This window comes from Niastella sp., assembly GCF_045805085.1.
GTDB lineage: Bacteria > Bacteroidota > Bacteroidia > Chitinophagales > Chitinophagaceae > Niastella.
On the sequence record NZ_JBJMLX010000259.1, the window covers coordinates 13,776 to 37,885 of the forward strand.

Annotated in this window: 10 protein-coding genes; all 10 read right to left on the bottom strand. The window is 45.6% G+C overall.

Annotated elements, in window-relative coordinates:
* Window positions 1–27: 27 nt before the first annotated feature.
* The gene (locus ACJ751_RS13495) at window positions 28–1,650 is read right to left on the bottom strand and encodes an MBL fold metallo-hydrolase (RefSeq protein WP_407746024.1); all 1,623 of its coding nucleotides are present in this window, start codon (window positions 1,648–1,650) and stop codon (window positions 28–30) included.
* Between the two features lie 25 nt (window positions 1,651–1,675).
* Complete coding sequence (locus ACJ751_RS13500; RefSeq protein ID WP_407746025.1) at window positions 1,676–4,762, bottom strand: cyclic peptide export ABC transporter; 3,087 nt, start codon at window positions 4,760–4,762, stop codon at window positions 1,676–1,678.
* A 15-nt stretch (window positions 4,763–4,777) separates the two neighbouring features.
* Complete coding sequence (locus tag ACJ751_RS13505) at window positions 4,778–7,180, bottom strand: ABC transporter permease (RefSeq protein WP_407746026.1); 2,403 nt, start codon at window positions 7,178–7,180, stop codon at window positions 4,778–4,780.
* A 2-nt stretch (window positions 7,181–7,182) separates the two neighbouring features.
* Window positions 7,183–7,983 carry an aspartate/glutamate racemase family protein gene (locus ACJ751_RS13510; RefSeq protein ID WP_407746027.1) on the bottom strand — a complete coding sequence of 267 codons (801 nt, stop codon included), beginning with the start codon at window positions 7,981–7,983 and terminating at the stop codon, window positions 7,183–7,185.
* Between the two features lie 4 nt (window positions 7,984–7,987).
* Window positions 7,988–9,868, bottom strand: coding sequence for a serine hydrolase (locus ACJ751_RS13515; RefSeq protein ID WP_407746028.1), 1,881 nt, complete (start codon window positions 9,866–9,868; stop codon window positions 7,988–7,990).
* A 67-nt stretch (window positions 9,869–9,935) separates the two neighbouring features.
* Complete coding sequence (gene asnB, locus ACJ751_RS13520; protein ID WP_407746029.1) at window positions 9,936–11,795, bottom strand: asparagine synthase (glutamine-hydrolyzing); 1,860 nt, start codon at window positions 11,793–11,795, stop codon at window positions 9,936–9,938.
* A 38-nt stretch (window positions 11,796–11,833) separates the two neighbouring features.
* Window positions 11,834–12,880: an LLM class flavin-dependent oxidoreductase gene (locus ACJ751_RS13525; RefSeq protein WP_407746030.1), complete on the bottom strand. Its 1,047-nt coding sequence runs from the start codon at window positions 12,878–12,880 to the stop codon at window positions 11,834–11,836.
* A gap of 26 nt (window positions 12,881–12,906) precedes the next feature.
* Window positions 12,907–13,677, bottom strand: a complete 771-nt coding sequence (locus ACJ751_RS13530; RefSeq protein WP_407746031.1) for a class I SAM-dependent methyltransferase — start codon at window positions 13,675–13,677, stop codon at window positions 12,907–12,909.
* A 23-nt stretch (window positions 13,678–13,700) separates the two neighbouring features.
* On the bottom strand, window positions 13,701–22,805 hold the full coding sequence (locus ACJ751_RS13535) for an amino acid adenylation domain-containing protein (RefSeq protein WP_407746032.1): 9,105 nt from the start codon (window positions 22,803–22,805) through the stop codon (window positions 13,701–13,703).
* Window positions 22,802–24,110: non-ribosomal peptide synthetase (locus ACJ751_RS13540; RefSeq protein WP_407746033.1), on the bottom strand; the 1,309-nt coding region annotated here is incomplete at its 5' end. The genes ACJ751_RS13540 and ACJ751_RS13535, both read right to left, overlap by 4 nt.

A 24,110-nucleotide genomic window follows, 5' to 3' on the forward strand; every position in this document is an offset into this window, starting at 1 on the left:
AGGTTATTCCATTTTAATGAAGAACTATTACGCTACTGTTTCCATCTGCTTTTCATAATCATACAACAGCTCTTTTTCTCCATACAATCTTTCTGTAATTATTTTACGTATGGTGCATTCTTCCACCAGGCGGTTCGATTGTATGATTGGGTTAGACTGCGGAGTATATTTAATACTGCTGATAAATTCAAGCCAGGGCTCCTGTCCCATCGCATATACATATGCCTCTTTCGGATGAAATGTATCGATGAGATGCATGCCTCTTTCAAAATCACAGCCGGAGAGCCTTCTTGACTGATCATTTTCACGGGTGATCTCGCCGGTCAAAAGCGGGCCATATAACCATGACAGGGGTGCCCCGTCGCATTCCATTCCCAGAAAAATAACGTCCACATCGCCGATGATCCGCTGGATATGATGATAGAGTCTGGCTTCCAGGATCCTGGAGTCAGCCACAAAAAGAAAGGCGAATTTATCAATGGCGATATGAAAGCAGGTCTTCGTTCTGATATTGAGATCGCTGTGTTCTCCGGTAAAAGGAATTCCGGTGATCACGCAATTCTCAAATTTCACTTCTTCCATTTCGCCGATCGTGATCACTTTCTCAAAACCCAATGCCTGAAAGGTCAGCTTCAGACTTGGATCCTGTAGTGCGCCGCTGTTTGAGTCGGGAACTATGATGTTCCTGATCTTATGACGAAGCGGCAACAGGGTTTCAAACACGATATGGTCCTGGTGATTGTGAGTGATCAACACATAATCTATTACATCGGGAAGATCGATATCCGAGAAGTGGGAAACGCTCGATTCATATCCGTAATAGCTGATCAACGGGTCTACCAAAATACTTACGTCCTTGGTCTCGACCAGGATACAGGCATGACCGAAATAACGCATTCTGGCTTTGTTACCGTCGTATTTCCGGTATTTAGGATGCTCCTGCCTAGTAAAAAAGGTGTCGAACAGTGGCCTGTCCGAATCTTTAACACCCAGTATATCCGCTATCTTATCAATGGATCCGGCCTTCCTTTTCATCATGCCCAATACATCAATGCCAACGTGATCGAACGGAATATTCAAATGCAATACATCCGGATCATCAAGTTGGGGCGTACTCAAGGAAAATGGCCGTTCGTCGTTATTGGTGATCCATAAGGCAATGCTTTGAGAAGCTTTTGAATAGAACTCGCTTTTGTATAAAAGGGATTCAAAGAACCGGAAAGAAGGATTGTTATTCAGATCATATACTAATTCAACATAGCCTTTCAGGATCTCAGGCACCTTATCGTACAATGCTTCCATTGAATAACCTCTGGCATTCTCTTTAAGCATTTTATCCAGCACAATAACAGCTTCGGCAAACTCAATGGATTTTTTCCGGTTGATGGCAGTCTCGTCCCGCAGTCTTTCGATCTCCTTTACACGGGGTTCTTTATAGTCCATAAACGGGCCGCCCTTCATTTTGGGGTTCTTCACGGCTTCTGCATGGATCTGTGGGGCTTTGATATACGAATTCATGATCCGCATATGGCGGCCAAATACGTTCATAGCTCCGGTAGCCGGAGAGATCAAATGCGTCCATGCATACCATCTGTCCACAAAGGGTCCGATAACCACATTGGGCTTCAGATAAAATAAATCATTAGTCATAAAAATTATTGTAGGATTAGAAACTTCAAATAACGAAGTGCTTAACTGAGGAGCTTTCCCAGGGAAGGAGTTGTCCCTGATCCATCTTATATACTTTATCGGCTACATCAAAATAGTGGTCATCATGCGTGATCGCAATAATGATCTTTCCTTTCTTTCTCATTTGCGGGAGCAGTGTCCGGTAGAAAAAGAAACGGTAAGCCGGGTCCTGGTCGGCGGCCCATTCATCAAAGAGACAGACCGGGCAGTCTTCCAGAAAAACCTGCAACAAGGCCAGTCTCTTTCTTTGTCCGCCGGATAAATTGATCGTACTATATTTATTTCCGTTTATCCGAACTTTTTCATCCAGGTGCAACAGCTTCAAATAATTGTTGACTTCCTCTTCCCGCCCGCTGATATCGATATCGTATAATTTTTCAAAAAGATGCACCGGGCTGAAAACGGCTGAGAAATGCTCCCCCAGCCTGGAAAACGGAACTTCTTCGCCGTTGATGGTAAATTTGCCCCGATCGGGTTCGTACAGGCCTGTGAGCAGTTTGGCAAATGTCGTTTTGCCGCTTCCGTTACCCCCCACGATGAAGACTATTTCACCTTTCTTCATTTCCAGATCGATGGGGCCGATGGAAAAAGGATCCTGGTCGTCTCCGTTCCTGTATTGAAATGCTATACCTTTTGCTCCCATACTATTGATCGTAGCTGGCGTTGGCATAAGGATCAATTTCTTATTGTCGGGATCTGATGGAATACTATTGAGAAATTGTTTAATGCGGTTTAATGCGATGCGAAGACGCAATACAGTGGGTACGGAATTCAGGATCGTATTCACCGGCCCGATCAGGTACAGCAGTACGATCACAAAACTCATCAGGGTATAGACTTTAATGCCAGGGAATAATTTTGGGAACCCCAATGCAACAACACCCAGGATGAGGACCAATACAGCCTCGCCTACAAAGGAAGCGTTCACGAACCGGATATTGGCAACGGTGATCTTTTTCTTATACTCATCCGCACTTGCTGCTACATCTTCTTTATACGCCTTTTTCCTGTTCCGATGCAGGGTAAGCTCTTTATACCCATCGATCATACCGTTGATGAGCCGCATAAAGACGTTCCTGCTGTCGCGGGCAGCCTCATAAAATTTATTGGTGCTTTTGCTGACAAAAAAATACAGCGTGGTCAGCGCCCCCATCAAAGAGAAGGTTAATATAGTGGCCCAAAAAGCAATGGAAGCCAGGTATAACAGCGCTCCCCCGGCGGTGAATATACTGGTAACCAGTACTACAAATACATTGGCGGATTCGCCGATAGTACCAACGTCATCGTTCAGGGCTGTATATACCCGTCCCCGATCGATCTTCTCAAAGTTCTGGTAGGAAGTGGCAAATATTTTATCGGTGATCTTTATCCGCAATTCATAGATCATGTCCATAGTATAGGCTACCAGGCTGACCTGCACGAATCTTCTTCCAAAAAGGTACACCGATAGTGTCAGACAATAATAGAAGATCAGGTATTTCAATTCCACTATATTGTCCAGATCAAGGGAAGAAGTGATCAGGATGATCAACAGCATATTTGCCAAACCAGATAATACGCTCAATAGGATAAGTCGGGGGGCGATTCTTCTGAACTTATCTTTTTCCGGAAAGGCCACGCCTGCTATATAGGTACAGAGGGATACACCTATGGCCAGACTGAGCATTTTCAGACCGGTCGTCAAACTGAAGGGAGTCCAGACGATCATCGACTTCCAGCTAAAACCGAATAAGGCAGTTGGAAGCAGGTAGATCCCATATACGTAGGGTAGAAAGATAACCAGTAGTAAGCCAATCCTGCCCAGTGCAGCCCGCGAAAATCCTGCATACTTTCTTTTTCCCTTTATGATATCGAAGATGATCCGGCCGATAAAGAAAGCAAGAGCCAGCAGATACAAGCCAAGAATGATCGAGGCTGTTGAAAAGACCTTATCGTTGCCATCTCCCGGATCATACTCCTTTTCAATTTTCTCGCCAGCCAGCAGCTTCATCACCCTGTTGGCGATCACCGGCGTAAAGGTGCTGTTTGAATTGGCTAATACCGCCACCCCCAGTTTGCTCTTTTTTCGAAACTGTATATAGGCCGTATAATTCGGATTTACACCACCGTGATATACTTCTCCATTGCCTTCAAAGGACTGGTTCCATCCCATGGCATAGGCAGACATATAAAAATGCAGGGGTACGGTTTCATCCCGCTGCTGCGTGAAAGCCGCCAGCTCATATAAGGATGTATCTTTCAGCCCCATCTGAAACTGCAGCCATTTTGAAAAATCCCTGGCATCTGTAATCACATATCCCGCTGCATAATTACCTCTGAACACGGGTGCATCATATACCCTTGGTTTGAAAAATCCGATCTTATAACCTTTTGACATCAACGCGCTATCTACCGGGATACCGATGCTGGTATTGCTGAGCTGCAGCATCTCGAAAATTTGCTGCCGGATATAGGTTTCAAACGGTTGTCCTGAAATGTTTTGTATAACAAGGGCCAGCACATCGTAATTGATGGTAGCATATTCATATTTTTTCCCGGGCAGCCGTTTTAACTCCTGCCCTTCCAGATTTCTAACGGTTTTTACCAGTGCATCCTCGTCCTTAGTCTGGGGTATGTTTGAGATGGAGCTCCAGGGGATACCGCTGGTATGATGTAATAATTGAGCGATGGTGATGTTTACCAGACTGTCCTTATACCTCACACGGAACCAGGGTATATAGTCGGACACATAATCGTTCAACGACAGTTTGTGCTCATGAATCAGCTTTGCAATAGCCAGCGCCGTAAAGGCCTTTGTACAGGAACCAATTTCAAAAAGCGTATTGTCGGTTACCGGTCTTTTACTGTCGAGGTCCGCATAACCATAAGTTTTGATAACGGGCTGTCCATCCTGTACGATCACCAAACTCAACCCGGGTATATTTCCCGCCTTCATCAACGCGGACACTGTTTTATCCACGCTATCCATCCTGCTGCCGTTTGCCGCCGTGCCGCTTTGTGAAACAGCAGGCAGGGCAAAGCCAAGGCAGATAATAATCAACGGTGCGACCCGGTTGACCGAAAATATTTTCATATGTGATAAGGTATTCTATTCAGCCTTCAGGCTTTTTGCCGGATTCAGTAATGCAGCTTTGATCGTTTGGTAACTAATGGTCAGCAATGCAATCAACAATGCGCCCAACCCTACAACCATAAACACCCACAAGGGAATGCCCGATCTGTATTGGTAGGACTGCAGCCAGTTGTACATCAGGAAATAATCCGTTGGCGTAGCAATCAGGAAAGCGATGAGGATAAGCATGAAAAACTCTTTTGAGATCAGGCGCCATACACCAAACACGGAGGCGCCCAATACCTTTCTTACGCCAATCTCTTTCGTCCTTTGCTCCGCCACAAAAGAGGCAAGCCCGAACAAGCCCAAACAGGATATAAAAATGGCCAGTATGGAAAAAAATGTGGCCAGTTTGCCTACACGCTCTTCCGATTCAAATTTTTTGGCATATTCCAAATCGGCAAACTTGTAATCGAATGGCGCTGCGGGAAATAAAGAAGTAAAGACGGGCTCAATCCTTGCGAGGGCTTTGCTGGCGCTCACTGCAGGATTGATCCTGACGAACATCCATCTCGTAACCGAATCAAGGGTGAAGATCGTCGGCTGCGCCGGTTCAAAAGGAGATTCCATCACCATATCCTTTATGACGCCTAATATTTTAAAGTTTCCGCCTTTGCGCCAGCCAGGTTCCCATCTCACAAATTCTCCTACCGGGTCTTTCAGCCCCATCAGTTTTGCTGCCGCTTCATTGATCACAAAACCGGATGAGTCGCTGGCATATCCTTTTGAAAAACCAGTACCGGCAATCAATTGCCATCCGATCGTACTACCATAGTCCTGTGTAACGGATAGGGTAACAAAGCTGGGGTCCGTAGCCGGGTCCTTCCCTTTCCAATCAAAATTCCTGTTCATAGACCAGACTTCGGTGACGGCGCCTCCTGCCCCTGCCGTTCCCGATACCACGCCGGTATTCATTAATTCATTACTTAACAAATTATACTTTCCGGAAGAGCCTGGTGCCATCAGGTGGAACATTAAAAGGCCATCCCGGGTATAACCTACCGGCCGGTCCTTGGTAAACTGGATCTGCCTGTAAACGATGATCGTGCTGACAGTTAGCATAATGGACACTGTGAATTGAAGCACCACCAGTATTTTTCGTGGAACCGATGCAAAACGACCAGCCTTAAAGCTGCCTTTTAGTACGAGAATAGGATTAAAGGAAGACAGGTAAAATGCAGGGTAGCTTCCTGCAATCAGACCGGTAATGATGGTAAAAACTAGACCCGTTAGCCAGAACAAGGGGTTGCCCCATAATATGGAGATCTCCTTACCCGCCACCTTATTGAACCAGGGCAGGACAAGCATGACGAGACCAATGGCCAATACAAAAGAAAAAGCGGCCACCAGCAATGATTCGCAAAAGAACTGCGTGAGCAGCTGACCGCGCAAAGAGCCAATGGCTTTGCGCACACCTACCTCCCTGGCGCGTTTTTCAGAACGGGCCGTACTCAGGTTCATAAAATTGATACAAGCCAGCAGCAGTACAAAAACTCCAATGAAACCAAAGAACCAGAGAAACATCATCTGATCACTGGTGGATGCGATCCCATTGTCAAATTTTGAATGCAGGTGCCAGTTGTCCATCGGATGAAGAAACAGTTCCTGCTTTGTATCCGCAGTCTTCTGATCAACATGAGACAGATAGGTATTTTTGATCATCTTTGACACCCGGTTAACATCGGCGCCGGGCGCCAGCTCAGCATAGATCAATACAAAATAATTCTTCCAATCGCTTCGGGCATCCATTCCCTTGTTTCTCAAGCCCGAGACCCATAGTTCAAAAGGAGCTATATAGGATACATATCTGAATTCTGAATTGGCCGGCAGATCTTCATACACGCCCGTAACTTTTACAGTAAACCGGTCATCGATCTTCACGATCTTCCCTATAGGATCACCGTTACCAAATAGCTTTTTTGCTAAAGATTGGGATAGCAGGATGGAATTGGGGTCTTTCAGCCCACCATGACTGCCGTATAGCATTCTGAGGCTGAGCATCTCCGGCGCATCGGCTCCCATATAATTCCCCGCCTGGACAAATTTATTCTCCCCGGCTGAAATGATATGCTCTTCCGTTTGTTTGGAGATGACAACATATTTAAAAACATCCTTGTAGGTGGTATGAAGTTCTTCGCTAAGCGGCATCGGGTGATAAAAGCTTGTTATTTTGTCACCCTGTTGATCCTGGTGCCGCATAACCTGTGCGATGCGGAGGTGATGCTCATGGTATTTATTGAAAGACAATTCATCATATATCCATAAGCCGATCAGCATGGCCACGGCCATCCCCATAGCAAGACCACCGATATTGATAATAGCGGACACTTTATTCTTTCTAAGATTCCGGAATGCAATGATCAGATAGTTTTTAAACATATTTATGACTTAATGTTCTTCAACGATTGGGCACGCGGAAATTGTTCCCGTTTTGTCGCCTCCCTGATCAATGCCTTCGCCAGCACATCAGTGGAGTCGATGACGAGCATATCGTTAACCATCATTCCGGGAAGTATAAGCGATAATTCGGTACAGCCGAGAATGATCGCATCAGCATTTCTTTTCTTAAAGAAAGTTAACGCTTTTTCCAATAATATTTTTACTTCTAATGAAATAGAATCGGGTTTTGATTTGATTCCGAATACCGGATCATAGATCATTCTGTGGATAACCTCGTTTTGAAAAATAAGATCCGGGATCACGACATCATAGCCCAAATCCAACAATAAATTCTTATATAATCCCGTCTTATAGGTACCGTTAGTGGTCATGACCCCGATACGCCGGACGCTTTTGTGATTTGCCTGTATAAAATGGCAGGTCTCCACAGGCATATTTACCAACCGTACCCGGCAATCCATTCTGTCTAATTCCCGGTAGATCACATCCAGGATGGGGGAAGAATGAGAGGTATTACAGGGAATGCCGACTATTTCTGCGCCGGCGTGTTCCAGCTTTTTAATAACTACTGCAATACTAAAAGCCGGGTTCGTATACGTATCTCCCTGTAAGAATTCAGTTCTGTCAACGATATGTTTTGAGAAAGACATCATCACCACGGACAAATGTTGCTGGTCCCTTACTGCTTTCGTGTGACGAATGATCTTGTCATATAAGGCCAGTCCTGCCTGGGGGCCCATGCCGCCGACTATTCCAATGACATTCTCTTGTTCAGGGTTCATGCGTTCAGATTGATTGTTTGGCGAATTTTAACCAGTTTAATTTAAAACCACCTACCCTGGCGTATAGCCGCAGCGTATGGCTTCCTGCCGGTAAACGAATGGCGGTAGTCTTTGACACCCAGTTCTGCCAGCCCTTCGTAGTTTCAATATTCATGGTCGTTAATAAAGTATCTTCGATACGCAGTTCCACCTGTCCGCCTCCTGGCAGGCTGGCAACTCGTAAGGTCATCGAATAGTTACCACTATCCCGGACATCGATCCTGTATTCCATCCAGTCATCTGCTTCGATATAGGCAAGACACCGCCCGCCCCCTTCGTCTGTTGAAGCAATCGACACGACCCCGCTCATTAAATTATAATTGTCAGCCGGCACGGTGGTTTGTTCCTTTTCATTGATCCTGACCATTAATGACTTTCTTCGATTGAAATCCACCAGTTTCGTTTCGCAATCGCTGATATCTCCATCGATGCTCCATGCGGAGAAATGCATCTCCTGCGCTTTCTTCAGGTGCAGCAGGGCGGAGTCGGGTTTGCCGAGGTCTCTTAAATGTCTTCCCAGCAGTACATAGGACAAGGATGAATCGGGATATAATGCGATATTATCTTCGAGTAATTTTTGAGTGACCCTATTGTCGCCTCCATAGTACCATTTCAGATAGAAGCTGACAACGTCCAGGGTGGTGGCTCCAACCGTGCCGTTCTTTTTAAGTTTATCCAATGCCGCATACATGGCTTCAACGCCCTCTTCATCATAGATCCTTAACAGATCGCTGGCATTGCTCGGATACATATCCGTGAGATAAAATTCTGCGTTTAAATAAGGTTCAATATTCATTTGAACGGTCATATCACATAGCTTTTTCATCATCAATCTTCCCCGGTCAGAATTCGACAGGAACACATAGCCTCTCTTTTTTGCAACGGAATAAAACATCTGGTTCTTAAACCCATCATTATCTCCTCCGTGTTCTATAACCAGGTCTCCATCGATATCCGCCACTTCAAAACCAGGCCCGTAAAAGGTGGATGAATTATTGACCCGTGCGATGGGCTGCTCCAGATCCTTTATCCTGGCCACCGACAGATGGGTGGTGTCGAAGATCCCAATAATGAGTTTCGCATAATCTTCGGCGGTGATATGGTTTCCAGAGGCCGGGCTGACTGCATAGTTCTTTTTAACGATGGGTTTGCTGTCGAGACCGTGCCCGACGGCATAATTCCAGGGAGACTCTTTGTGAAAAAGGTGATGTTTTTGTTTTATAAACTTCAGGTATGAATTATTCAATTGAAGAACATTCAGAACAAGATCCCTGATATATATTTCATAAGGCTGATGAAGGATCGACTCCACTACTTTGGCCAGGTAATTATAGCCTTCACCGGAATATACCAGTTTTGTTCCGGGATCGCTTATGATTTCCAGTTTCAGGGGATCATTTTGAAATTGCCAGTTCTCTATTCCGGAAGAATGGCTGAGCACCATTCTGGCAGTAATTAATTTATACCGGGGATCATATTCAAGGCGATCATATTTCAAATATTGATATAATGGTTTATCAAGATCGAGTTTACCCTGATCCACCAGTTGGTACACTGCGAAAACGAGATAACTTTTAGAAAGGGAACCGGCATCAAAAGCGGTCCTGTTATCCGCCTTCTTCTTATCTCCCTTTTTTCTGACGCCATAGGTATTATGAAATACAACTTTATTATTCTCAATCACCGCTAATGACAGGGCAGGAACGCCCACCTCTTTCATCATTTTTGCAATCTCCCTGTTAAAACTATCAACATTGATCATTCTGCCATTGGTTTGAAACGATTTGTGCTTTTGGGCACTGGCAGAAAGGAAGATGCCGGTTACGGTCATAAGGAACAGTAACAAAAGGATTCTTTTGGTAAACAGGCGAATCGTCATAGTGCTTGAATTGGCAGGTTCAGGTGTTGCGGGTTCAAGAAAAATACTCCTCCAGGAGTATTCCAAAAGTGATCACGGTGATCAGTAAATCGCTTTCAAAGGGAATGTTTAGGGTGAATCCTTTTTGTCTGTAGGTATTTTTCAATTCTTCGATCCTGTCGGGATTAAAATATCCCTGCTTCCTGATCAAATCATAGGAGAGGATCTGTTCGATATATTCTATGTTGTTTTGAAGCAGGTAAGGGCTTCCAGGCGCAATAAAACCGAATTTTTCCCGATCGATAATCTTTTTCGGCACAAAGCGGCTAGCCATGCCCTTTACTACATATTTCTCTGTAAAATCCTTCAGTTTCAGTTCTGGCGGCACCTGTGTTGAGAAAGCGATGAGGTCCTTGTCGAGGAAAGGATATCTTACTTCAACAGAATTGGCCAACGCCATTTTGTCTCCATGATCGGTTACCAGGTGATCGACCAGTCTCAGTTTATAATCGATATACGACCGCTTGTTCAGTACATCCCGGTTACGTAGTCTTTCTTTATTAATGACCGGGTGGTTAAGGCAATTGACCTCGTCAAATTTTTCATTGACTGCATCCGAATACAATCCTCTTTTTATTGTTTCCAGTTCCTGAAAATTGTTTTCATAAAACAACGTCTTATCTCCCCAAATACGTTCCCGGATGTCCTCTTCTTCCGGGCTGGTGGCATTTTGTACAAAATTCATTGCCCGCATCTTGTCAAAACGGTAGCCTACATATCCGGCAAAAAGTTCGTCCGAACCCTCGCCCGACAGGATCACTTTGATCCCTTTAGCCCTGGTGGCCTCTGATAATGACAGGGAGGCGGTGTTATAGGTCTCTTTGAGCGGGCATTCGCAGTGATAGATAGCCTGCTTCAGCCTTTCACTGATATCCTTAAAGTAAAATGTCTTCTTATTCAGTTTCGAACGGCTTTCGTTTGCTATCAGTATCTGGTAGGGTGTTTCCGAAATATTGGACTCTGCGAAATCAATGGAAAAGACCTCTTTACTGATAGTGGGGTATAGTTGGCTAACTTTCATCGTGATCATCGATGAGTCCAGCCCTCCGCTCAGGTAAAGTCCGGAAGGCACATCTGCCCTTAGTCTGAGCTGGATCGATCGCTCGAAGTATTCTTCCAGTTTATCGATATAATATTTTTCAGGATGCCCGTCCTGTTGCATCTCCTGTTCGGGATAGATGAGGTCCCAATATTCGTTGTTTTGAATAACACCCTGGTCATTGACGATAATATAATGGCCGTTCTCCAGGCTGTTGATATGCCTGAACATTGTTCTGGGGCTGATAAGCCCGGCAAATGTGAACACCTGGTCAAGACCAACCAGGTCAACTTCACGGGGGACAAGGGGATGTTCGAGGATCGCTTTGATCTCCGACCCAAAAATAAAAGTGTTTTCTACCAGGGTATAATACAAGGGGCAGATACCCATCGGGTCCCTTGCGCATAATAATTTCCCGATCCGCTTATCATACAAAGCAAAAGCAAACTGGCCATTCAATTTATTAAGGAATTCCATTCCTTCCTGCTCATATAAATGAACGATCACTTCTACATCAGACCGGGTTTTGAACACATGTCCCGCTTTTTGTAATTCTTCCCGGATCTCAATATGATTGAAGATCTCTCCGTTACACACCAGCACAAGGGACCCGTCTTCGTTATAAATGGGCTGCATACCATTCTCAAGTCCAATTATACTGAGCCGGCTGAAACCCAGTGCCACATTATCAAAAAGCAAGGTGTCCTGGGCATCGGGACCTCTATGAAACAGTTTGCTGTTCATTTTCCGGATGATCCCGGCATCCTCGCCTGACGTCCTGTTGTTAAATTTTATAAATCCGCAGATACCACACATAATAGTTACTGGTTTTTGTTTTCATCCGCCATAAAAGTTCAGTTTTGTCCAGGTGTAAGTGCCTCCCTGAAGGCCTGCAGATTCTTCAGTCCTTTGATCAATTCAGTTTCCTCAATGCCAAAATCGATCAGGCAGGCGATCTCATCCACGCCTATTGCTGCCAGGCTATTCACCATGGCGCGGCAACTACTACCGGTTCCGATCAGCGCAGAGGTCTTGCTGTATCGCTGAAAGGAATGCCTCAGCATCGTCTGTTTGTCTTCTTCACTGATCTCCTCCTCATTTAATCCTGCCTCCTGGTACATGATTTTGCTTAGACTGGTGGCACTTTTTAAGTATTCCATAAAAGGTTTTTCAACGATACGTTCTACTTCCCTGATATCCTCTCCGATGTAGGTATGCAGCATGAGCGCCACTTTTCCGGAATTCTCTGCGAATCCTCCAGCCCGTCTTCCTTCACGATATAATTTTATTTTTCCTGCCAGATCGCGCATGTCCTGTCCCAACAGATGTGTTAATAAATGAGCCCCCTTTTCACCGGCAATGCGGTACGTTTCCTCATTTCCCGCAGCTGTGATCCAGACAGGCAATTCTTTTTGAACGGGGGCGGGAAAAATCCGGAAGGGTATTTCTTTATGCAGCCCGTTCCTTCTTTTACTACTTTCTCCTTTCCAGAGACGTTGTATACTATCTATCTGTTCATACATGATGCGATGTCTGTCTTTGTAATTATCCGGCGCCAGGCAGAAATCGTTTCCGTTCCAGCCGGAAGCAAAAGAAAGCGCGATCCTTCCTTTTGACAGGTTGTCTACCACAGACCATTCTTCGGCGATCCTTACTGCATCATGTAATGGCGAAACAACGCTTCCACTCCGCAATTCTATCTGTTTGGTGACCATTGCAAGGGCTGCGCTGGTAACAGAAGGGTTGGGAAAAAGACCGCCAAATTCATGGAAATGGCGTTCAGGAGTCCATACGGCTTTAAAACCGTTCCTGTCAGCAAACTTTGCTGCCTCCAACAATAACTTGTATTTATTGTCGGACCTGACCTTGTAACTGGAAAAAAAGAAAAGGCTAAAGTCCATCGTTATTCATATTATAATGCGGTTAACTATTTATCTTTTTTCTGGCCTACGATCAGGTATACATTTCGTTTAAAAAACAATTGGTCATCCCTGTAAAAAAGGTATTCTTTCAGCCGAGGGTCTTTTATGCCATCTTTGATTAATTTTTCAAGCGCCAACCTGCCGTCCTTATCCTGTACCGCATGTTCCAGGTATTCGTCAACCGAAAGATCTACAGTCAACATAAACTGGTCTGTTATATCTATATCAGCATTTGTGAACAATTGAGCAAATTCCCTTTCCTGCAACGTTCTGTGATGGCAGATATCGACCAGCTTTTCAAAGGTTTCGAAATATTCATCTACATATATGTCATCATAAGCGGCTATATCCTGGATACTTACCTTACCGCCCTGCATGCAGCAACGCTTCATCTCATTAAATACTTTTACCGGCTGTACGAAATGATGAAAGGCCGCTTTACATAAGACCACTGAGAATGAGTTGTCGGGATAAGGGAGTTGCTCTACGTCCGAGCAATCGAACTGTATGTTGGCTATACCCAGTTGTCTGGCTACATTGTTGGCTATTTCAATTTCATTATCCGAGATATCAACACCTGTAGCCGATCTGACGTGGTGGGCCATGAATACTGTCATGGCTCCGGGTCCGCAGGCAACGTCGAGCAAAGTATCCCGGGGCGATATTTCACAAAAATCATAATACCCCTTCATCTGTGCGGTATTCCTGGTAACGGCCCAATCGGCAAATTTCTTCGCCTGTTTGTTGAATTGTTCTTTTACTATTTGATTTTCCATACAAGAGGAGTTGGTTTACCGGGTCAATTTTCAAGTTCAATATTCCCGATTTTCACATGCCTGTTCCGGATCACGAATTGTAAGATATTCGTATAGTACTTCATGATCCATTCAATGGTATCGGCATCATACAATTCTTTGCTGTAAATAAAATCGATGTACAATCTTTTTCCTACGGTCCTGGCTTCCAGCTGCAGCTCATAATTCGTCAGCTGATCATGTTTGTTCTGCAAGGATAAAATCTCAAATTCATCCAGTTCTATGGTATCATCGATGGTATTGGAGAAGGAAAGGTGAACATCGATCAGCGGGCTTTCGGACAGGCCAGTTCCCTTACTGTCTACAAGAGAAACCATCTGATCGAATTGAAAATCCTGGTGATCGAATCCTTCTACCACCGTGCGTTTAATACCGAGTAATAATTCCTCATAGGAAATATCGGGTCTTACCTGCACTCTTAAAGGCAGGATATTCACAAAGGTGCCAACGATGTCCTGCAGGGAAGCCTTTGTTCTGCCTACCACATCAGTCCCGATGATGATGTCCTGGCTTCCGGACAATTTGGATAATAACAGGTAACACACCGATAAATGGAATATAAAGTCGGACACCCCGGATGCCAGGGCGAATTGCCGGATATTTTCGTATAACTTTTCGTCCACTATCAATTCCTTTGAGGCCGCCACATGTATATCGTTTCCTGAGCCTGTCCTGATAGCCTGCAAAATGCCGCCAGGTAATTCTCCGGACAATTGCTTTGCCCAATATTCTTTATGTTGTTGCCATATGTCCGGGCTGTTACTGATCCAACCTGCATAATCCACGTAACGCAGTGTCAGGGGCTGAAGCGCTTCTCCTAAGTAAAGCTTCTTGAAGTCATGGATCATAATATTCAGGGAGATCCCATCGGCTACGATATGATGCACATCAACGAATAATGTATCTGTTTCCCGCCCCTTTAACAAAGCACATCGCATCAGGGACTTCATGGTCAGATCAAAAGGTCTGATAAATGCATTGAAAGCCTCGCCGACCGAGTTATATTGATCTTCGCCCATCCATTCCAGTTCCAAACCGGCCTCCGCATTGATTGTCTGCAGCACATCATCCCCTGTCAGCAGAAAGCTGGTCCTTAAACCAGGATGACGATTTGTCAATTTGATCAATGCATCCCGCAGCCGGGGAATATCTGTTTCTCCATTGATCCTTACGGCAATCGGAATATTGTAACGAATACTTTCCCTGTTCATTAAATACTGGTAATACATTCGTTTCTGCGCCGGAGAGGTAGAATAGTATTCCTTATTTTCCAATACCGGAATCTCGCCGTTATTATCCCTTACAGATCGTGCGATAAGCGTGGCTGACAGCTGGATGGTATCGTGCCGGAGTATATCATCCAATTTTAGTTTTAAATGAAATGACTGCTGAATTTTATTGAGCAGCCTGAACACTCTTACTGAATGTCCGCCCAGCTCCTGAAAACTCTTGTTAGTGCTAATTAATCCTTTATCCATTTTCAGTACTTCCGACCAGATATCTGCCAGTTTATCCTCTATGGCACCGGAAGGAGGAATATGATCGATTGCCTGTCCGAAGCCTGGTTCAGGCAATGCTTTTCGGTTGATCTTGCCGTTTGGCTGAAGAGGGAACACAGGCAAATGCATCAGGAATGCCGGAAGCATATTCCCGGGTAAATGGGTTTGTAAGAAACTTCTTATTGCCGGTTCCTCGAAGGGCGGGTCCGATACAATATAGGCGCAAAGGAATGTCTCCCCTTCTTTGTCGGTTTTTGCCAATACCAGCGCATCTGTTACGCCCGGATACCGGAGTATATTTGCCCGGATATCATCCGGCTCGATCCTTATACCCCTGATCTTCACCTGGTGGTCTGAGCGCCCGAGTATCACGATCTCTCCATTATCCAACGCCTTTCCTACATCACCGGTGCGGTAGAGCAGATCTTCTTTATTATTGCTGTAGGGGTTGACGATAAAGGATTTTTTTGTGGCAGCAGCATCCAGGTAGCCGGTTGTACGGTAAGGCGTTCTGATATAGATCTCACCTATGGCGCCGGGCGGAGATACCTGCCTATCCTTGTCAAGGATCAAAAATTGCGCTCCGGGCATTGGCCTTACAGGAATGTAGGCAGCTTTGCTGTCTGCCGGCCGGATCAAATAATAGCCCTTGGCCAGGGTTGTTTCAGTAGGACCATAAATATTTACAAGCTGAATGCGATTCCCAAATGTCTTATACCATTCCTGTAATTCGTAAGGCAGGATCTTTTCGCCTGCCTGGAGTATGTATTTCAGCGAAGGGAACAACCCTTCCTGCAAGTTGCCTTTTCCGAATAATTTAAAGAAACTGGGTACGCAGTGGATCAGATCGATCTGCTGGTGATCTATCCATGCACTGATCTTTGGCGCCGTGGACAAGCTTTCTTCATCGGGTATGCATATGGTAGCTCCCGAACAGAGCGGTACAAATATATCCCTCATAAACACGTCGAAGCCGGGGTTGGTGAACTGACCGAACCGGAAAGTATTGTCGATGTGGAAGGTTCGTATTTCCCAATCAATAAAATGGGCGAGTCCTTTATTGATGCCTACTACTCCTTTTGGCTCACCTGTAGAACCAGAGGTGAAATAAATATACAAATGGTCTTCCGGATCGAAATCCGTCCGGGCAACGAAGTTTTCACTGGTTGTGCTGATTTCGTGGAGAGACAGCCAGGTGATCGTTCCGGAGGCATCTATTTTTTTACGGTCTGTCTGTTCCTGATCGGTAATGATATACCGGATACCTGTCTGGCTGATCATGGATGCGAGGCGGCTTGCGGGAAGCTTCGTCTCCAGCGGCACGAATACCATGCGCGATTGTACAATACCCAGAATCGAGCTGATCAACCAGCGTCTGTCTTCGCAATATATTCCTATTGGGCTGCCTTCAGCAATCCCATGACGGGCTATTGCTGTGGCTATCTTACCGGCATCAGCGCCCATTTCTTTATAACTGTATTGTTTCCCCCTGTACTCTATCGCATAATGATCTGCGTGCATTTCGAAACTCCGGCCAAGCAGGAATTGAATTGGTGCTGTTTTTTGCTCCAGGCCGGCCGTCAGCCAGGCTCTGAGCGCCAATTCTTCCTGTTCATTGTACAGCGAAATATCTTTTAAAAGTCCATCCGGTCGTGCAATGACGGCGCTGATAATATTTTTCAGCTGACTGCTGATGTTGGCTATCGTCTCCTCTGAATATCTATTGCTGTTGTATTCAAATTTAATGATCATTTCATTCAATGGCAGAATGGTGATATTCAGCTCATAATTGGTCTGCACGAAGAAATCCGCATTACTGATCTCAAATGGGGCATTGGTTGCTGCTTCGATCTGTTGAGCCAGCGGATAATTCTCGAAAGCGATGATATGATCAAAAAGCCCGTCGCCCATTTCGCTCAATGCCTGGATCTCTGATAAAGGATGATAATGATGTGGCTCGCTTTCCAAGGCCCTGGCCTGCAACCCCTGTAAGTAATCAACCACTGTCTCAGTGCCACTATAGTGTATCCTGACCGGAATCGTATTAATAAAAAGACCTACCATCGTCTCCACTCCTTCGATCTCAGCCGGGCGGCCAGATACGACCGATCCGAATACAACATCCTGTGTATTATTATACCGGGCCAGCAGCATTGCCCACGCGCCCTGGATGATCGTATTCTGTGTGATGCCATACTGCCCGGAAAACCGGCTCAATCCTTTTGTAAGGTTTTCATCGATGACCAGTTCCTTCATTTTATATGCATACTCCTGCCGCCCTGTCTGCTGCGGCAAACTTGCCAGGCTATCATATCCTGACAGATATTCCCGCCAAAAAGCGGCCGATCTTTCCTTCTCCCTGTTCCCCAGCCATTCCATATATTTCGACCAGGGTTTTACCGGGGGCAGAACAATTTCCTTTCCTCTTATGATCATCGAATAGATGGCCATAAATTCATTTACCAAAATACCCATGCACCAGCCATCCATCAGCAGGTGATGATGGCCCCATATCAATTCGTATTCCTTTTCCTCCGTCTGCAATATTACCAGCCGCATTAACACATCTGCACTCAGGTCATATATCCTTTCTCTCTCCTGTAACTGCCAGACGGCAAGTTTCCACAGATCTTTTCGGATGTCTTCGAATACCAGGCTGGCCCTTCTCTCCTTCAATACCACCTGTACATGCGGGTCATATCCTTCGTGAAGAAAAATGGTGCGAAGGATATCATATCTCGCCATCAGGAAATCCAGGCTTTGTGCTACAACCGCTACATTCAGTTCTCCTTTTACCCTACAGGTTGTTTGCATGAGATACTTTACAGCTCCTGTATCCAGCAGACTGTGATACAGTATCCCTTCCTGCATCGGCGATAATAAACTTATATTTTCAATGGTATACTTTGCCTGGATCTCATCGAGTTTAGCTACCGGCAGGTCTTTGTAGATCAGGTCAGATGGGGTCAGTTCCGTTCGTCCATAGGTACTACAATATTCAATGATCGCACGCAGGTTCTCTTCATAATCTTTCATGAAACTTTCCATCGTACCGGCCATGTATTGCCTTACACTATAAGAAACACTCATTTCCAACTGGCCGTTAAGTATCATCCCTGAAACGCTCCAGTCATATGGTACCTGTTCTTCCAGGCCAATTTCGTTTCCTTTATTCTCCCCGGCCAGGCTATACACATTACTGTTGGTATCGGCATCAAACTGTCCCAGATAGTTGAAGCAGATCCCGGATGTCTGCAGGGCTTCGTCGATACCTACAACACCGTTCTGATACTTCTGCAGCAGGTACCCTATACCGTGACCAGGCACTTTCCGCAGGGTTTCCTTTACCTGCCTGATCGTATTTTTCAGTTCACCATGCTGCATCTCTATTAATACAGGGTAAATACTGGTAAACCATCCTATGGTTCTATTGAAATTTACGCCCGGAAGAATGTCCTGCCGGCCGTGGGTTTCAAGATCGATCACCCATGAATCCTGTCCGTATCTTTTATTGATGCTGAGCAACAGAGCCGTCAACAAAATATCATTGATCTGGGTATTAAAGGCCGAAGGTACGTGCGTCAGCAAGTGATCGGTGGCGGCTCTGTCCAAACGAAAAAGCGCTTTCCGGTGATCTTTCAGGAGATTATTACCTTCCGGATAATCCCTGGGCAAAGCAGACGCCTGCTCTTTCCAATATTTTTTTTGTTTTTCAAAATCACTACTCCTGTAATATTTTTCCAAATGACCGGGCCAGGATAAAAAGGGATCGGTCTTTAATGGCAGGGTCAACGGTTGTTTATGTGATAGCTGTTGATAAAGCGTTTCGAAATCTTCGAATAATATTCTCCAGGAAATGCCATCCACCACCAGGTGATGGATAACAATGAGGAGCCTGCTTCCTTTATTCATATGAAACAGCCCCAGCCTCATCAGGGGACCGGTTGCCAGATCGATACTGGCATGCATTTCATCAGCAAGAAGGGTTAATGCAGCTTCCTCGTCTTCTTCCTGCCGGAGATCATATTCTGCAAGGGCAACAGGCAGTTCCAGCCCTTTATTTTCAGGAATGATCGACCCGGCTATGTTGGTGAAGACCATCCGCAAGGCATCATGATGTTCCTGGATCTTTTTGAATATGCGATATACGGTTTCATAACTGATGCCTGCCTCAACATGCAGCAGCACCGACTGCGTAAAATGGTTCTTGTTCTTTACAGGGCCGTTAAAGAACCAATGCTGTATGGGACTCAGCCGGGATCTTCCTGTGATGACGGATTGATCGGATACGACAGTGATCCTTTTTAATTTCGGGGCCAATTGCCGGATCGTCTGATGAGCGAAAATATCTTTTACAGTCAGTTCATATCCTGCGCTTCGCACTCTGGAACAGATCTGGATGGATTTAATAGAATCGCCTCCTATTAAAAAGAAATTATTTGTTATACCGATCTTTTCCATGCCCAGCACCTGCGACCACACATCCACCAACAGGCTTTCTTCCTTTGTTTGGGGCGCCACTATTACTTCCTCTGGCGACACCAATGGATCCGGCAATGCTTTCCTATCTACTTTTCCATTGGCATTTAATGGTATTTTTTGTAACCGGATAAAAAAGGAAGGGGCCATATAGTCAGGCAATTTCTCCAGCACAAAGGCCCGGAGTACATCCCGGGCTAATTCAAAGTCCGACAAATAATAAGCGACCAGCGATCTGCTCCCGTTCATTTCTTTTGCCACTACCACTGCTTCCTGTACCTCCGGATGTTCAGCCAACCGGCTTTCTATCTCACCCGGTTCTATCCGGTATCCCCTGATCTTAACCTGGTCATCGATCCTTCCCAGGTACTCCAGGTTCCCATCCGGCAACCGGCGGGCCCTGTCCCCTGTTTTATAGATCCTTTCGCCCCGGTTAAAAGGATTGTCGGGAAACCGCTGACTGGTCAACTCCTCATTATGCAGATATCCCCTGGCTACTCCGATGCCTCCTATATAAAGTTCTCCTGCCACACCCGGCGGCATGAGATGCCGGTTCCTGTCCAGTATATAAAGTCTGATATTGGTGAGCGGTTTCCCAATGGGTACTGTCATCGTTGAGCCGTCCGACTGATCTGTATTATAGGCGGAACTATAAATGGTGCCTTCGGTAGGTCCGTAGATATTCCAAAGAGGAATTCCTGTATTCAGGGCCTTAAATCTCCTGACGAGCTTGATGGGCAATGCTTCACCGGCAAGAAAGATATATTTTACCGTTTTGATCTGTTCAATACCTGTTCTTTCCAGTTCATCTACAAATGCGGCAAACAGGGAGGGCACGAAGTTGATATGGGTCACGCTGTCCTTTTGAATGGTGGCCAGTATTTCCCGGGGTTCTCGCGCTGCATCTTCAGGCAGCAGCGACAAGGCGCCGCCATTCATAAACCAGCCAAAGATCTCGGCACAGGAAACATCAAAACAATACGTTGTTTTCAGCAGATAGCGATCCTGTTCATGTAACGGATACAGCGTTTGTGCATGCCTGATCATATTCGCCAGGGAGCGGTGTTCAACCATTACACCCTTCGGTTTCCCGGTAGATCCGGAGGTATAGATAATATAGGCAAGACCAGCAGGCTGCGCTTTGATGGCTGACCGCTTTTCGCTCCGGCTGCCTGTTGTTTCGTACAGCTCTTCCACGTCAAAAACATCTGCCCCGGAATCGGTCAATGCACTCCGGTATTTTTTCTGGCTGATGATCATTTTCAAGCCGGCATCAGCAATGATGAAATGGATCCTTGATGCAGGATAGCTGGGATCGATCGGCACGTAGGCAGCTCCCGCTTTTCCTATCCCCAAAATGGTTGGGACCAGGAATTCGCCCCGCTCCAGCAATAAGCCGACCAGATCGCCGGGTTCAATGCCTCCTACCTCCTGCAGCCAGGTGGCTATCTGGTCAGATCTTTTGCATAGCTGCGCATAACTGATCGTTTTGTTCCCCCATATCAATGCCGTATTCTCCGGCGTCCTTTCCACCTGTCTTTCAAAAACTGACAATAATGTTTCTTCCGGATAAGGTACAATTGCGCCAACCTGTTCCTGCAGGAGCATATTTTCCTCCTGTTCGGAGATGATCTTTATATCTGCTATCTTCCTTTCAGGATCTTCAATGACTGCAGAAAGGATCGCTTTGAAGTAGGAGATAAATCTTTCGATGGTCTCTCGTTTAAACAATGCCGTCGAATATTCAATATGTAACAGGAGCTGCCCGTTTGCTTCCCGGGCCTTCAGGCTGATATCGAATTTTGATACGCCATGATCGTGCCGGTACGGTTTGAGCGTCAACCCTGATATGCTTAACTCCTGCGCTTCGTAATTCTCATACATGAACATCACATCGAACAACGGATTCCGGCTGCTATCCCGGTACACATTCAATGCCTGTAAAAGCTCCCCGAACTGAAAATCCTGGTTATCGAAACAGGCAAGGGTATTCGTTTTCAGTTGTAACAGGAATTCCCTGTATGTCAATGTTCCTTTTGGATAATTCCGCAGGGGAAGCGTATTCACGAACATTCCGATCATATTCTCCAGATCGGGGTGCTGGCGGCCTGCTATCGGAATTCCGATCACGATGTCTTCGAGATCGCCCAGTTTGGCAAGCAAAATCGCATAGGCAGATAATAATACCATGAAAAGGGTGGCATCCTGTTCTTCTGCAATCTTTTTCAATCCGGTTGTCTCTTCCCTGCTTACTTCAAAGCCGATCACATCTCCTTTAAAATCCATAACGGCCGGTCTTGCGAAATCTGCCGGCAAGTGAAGAACACCTGGCTCTTCCGAAAATTCATTGATCCAGAATTCCCCCTGCTTCGCTACTTTTCTTCGTTGATCGGCTGCCTGACCCCATTCCGCATAATCTTTATATTGTACATGCAGCGGTGGCAATTCTTCTTTATTATACAGGGTGATAAATTCTTTGATGAGGATACCTTGTGAAGAACCATCTGCTATTATATGATGCATATCTACCAGCAGGTAATGTTCTTTCGGGGAAATCACGATCAAACCAACCCGCATCAGCATTCCTTTTGTAAGATCGAAAGGCCTGATGAATCGCTCAACGATCGTTTGAACGTCGCTGCCATCGGAATGATACTCTTCAATCCCGGGAAAACCCGGGTCGATGATCTTTTGTACGATCTCCCCATCTATTTCTTCGAAACGCGTTCTTAGTATTTCATGCCTGGCAAAGAGCCTGGTAAAAGTATCCTGCAGCCGTTCTTTATTCAATTCTCCTTCCAGCCTGTCGATCCGGGGCATATTATAGGCCAGTGCAGTTTTGTTGAGCTGGTAGAGAAAGAATAATCGTTTTTGAACCGGGGAAACTACATACACTTCCTTCTTCCCCGTTGCAGGTATTCCAGCAACCGGAGCCTGTTCATGCACACTTTTAAAAAAGGTAATGATCTCGGTTTTCCGGGCTTTTATTTCATCAACGATCTCACTCGTCAATGATTTTTGCGAGCCCCGGATCTTAAGTTCATTATTATCGACATTAATAATGATATTATGGTTCTTTCTCAATGCACTGATGTACTCATCTGTTCTCATAAAGAAATTTCTTTTGATCCCATGCTATCGGTTAACTCACAGGCTGCCTGTGTTACAGTAATGAGATAGTCTGCTAAATTTTGTATATTCTTTTTATCGAAGATCACTTTCAATGGGATGGAGACATGGAAGTGCTGGCTGATCTTATTTATCAGCAGCAATATTTTTAATGAATGTCCACCCAGTTCAATAAAGCTTTTGGTGACGCTGATCCCTTCTTTATCTATTTTCAACACTTCCGACCAGATCTCGACCAGTTTATCCTCCGTGGCATTGACGGGCGCTATATAACCGGCTGTTGAGCGTGCGTCTGGCTCCGGCAGCGCTTTACGATCTATTTTCCCGTTTTCAAGCAAAGGGAATGCAGCCATCGGGATCAGGTAAGCCGGTATCATATTGGATGGCAGACGGGCCTGCAAAAAATCCCTTAATGCATCCTGTGACAATGGCGATCCGGGAACAATGTAGGCGCAAATAAATGGCTCTCCTTCTTTGTCGGTTTTTACCTGTACGATTACATCCTGCACTTCAGGATACCGGAGTATATTTTCCCGGATATCATCTGGTTCGATCCGGATACCTCTGATCTTTACCTGCTGATCGGCCCGCCCGGTAATTTCTATTTCTCCATTCTCTGATGCCCGTCCAAGGTCCCCTGTACGGTAAAGCAGGTCATCATTATTGTTGCTGTACGGATTGACTATAAAGGACCTTTTTGTGGCAGCGGCATCCAGGTAGCCGGCTGTGCGGTAAGGGGTGCGGATATAGATCTCGCCTTCGGCACCCCGAGGAGAAATGTGCATCTCCTTATCTGCAATCAAAAATTGCGCTCCCGGCATCGCCCTCACAGGGATAGCGTTGCCCGTGATATCGCTTTCGATGAAACGGTATCCTTTGACGAGGGTCGTTTCAGTAGCGCCGTACAGGTTCACCAGCCGGATCCTTTCTCCAAAAGCCTGGTGCCATTCCTGTAATTCATACGGCAATATCTTTTCACCTGCCAGCAGCACGTATTGCAGCGCCGGATACTGTTCTTCCTTCAAGTCTCCTTTCCCGAATAACTTAAAAAAGCTGGGCACGCAGTGGATCAGATTAATACGTTGGCGGTCTATCCATGCGCTGATCTTTGGCGCCGTGGAGAGGTTGTCTTCTTCCGGTATACAGATCGTACCACCTGAACAGAGTGGCACGAAGATATCGCGCATAAAGGCATCGAAGCCGGGATTCACAAACTGGCTGAACCGGTGGGAACTGTCGATGTGGAATGTTCCTATTTCCCATTCTATAAAATGAGAAAGTCCTTTA

Excerpts from the sequence above, each read along its gene's own strand:
- ACJ751_RS13530 (WP_407746031.1), bottom strand. The coding sequence starts at position 13,677 with ATGGAAAATCAAATAGTAAAAGAACAATTCAACAAACAGGCGAAGAAA.
- ACJ751_RS13535 (WP_407746032.1), bottom strand. The coding sequence starts at position 22,805 with ATGAGAACAGATGAGTACATCAGTGCATTGAGAAAGAACCATAATATC.
- asnB (WP_407746029.1), bottom strand. The coding sequence starts at position 11,795 with ATGTGTGGTATCTGCGGATTTATAAAATTTAACAACAGGACGTCAGGC.
- ACJ751_RS13510 (WP_407746027.1), bottom strand. The coding sequence starts at position 7,983 with ATGAACCCTGAACAAGAGAATGTCATTGGAATAGTCGGCGGCATGGGC.
- ACJ751_RS13525 (WP_407746030.1), bottom strand. The coding sequence starts at position 12,880 with ATGGACTTTAGCCTTTTCTTTTTTTCCAGTTACAAGGTCAGGTCCGAC.
- ACJ751_RS13500 (WP_407746025.1), bottom strand. The coding sequence starts at position 4,762 with ATGAAAATATTTTCGGTCAACCGGGTCGCACCGTTGATTATTATCTGC.
- ACJ751_RS13505 (WP_407746026.1), bottom strand. The coding sequence starts at position 7,180 with ATGTTTAAAAACTATCTGATCATTGCATTCCGGAATCTTAGAAAGAAT.
- ACJ751_RS13495 (WP_407746024.1), bottom strand. The coding sequence starts at position 1,650 with ATGACTAATGATTTATTTTATCTGAAGCCCAATGTGGTTATCGGACCC.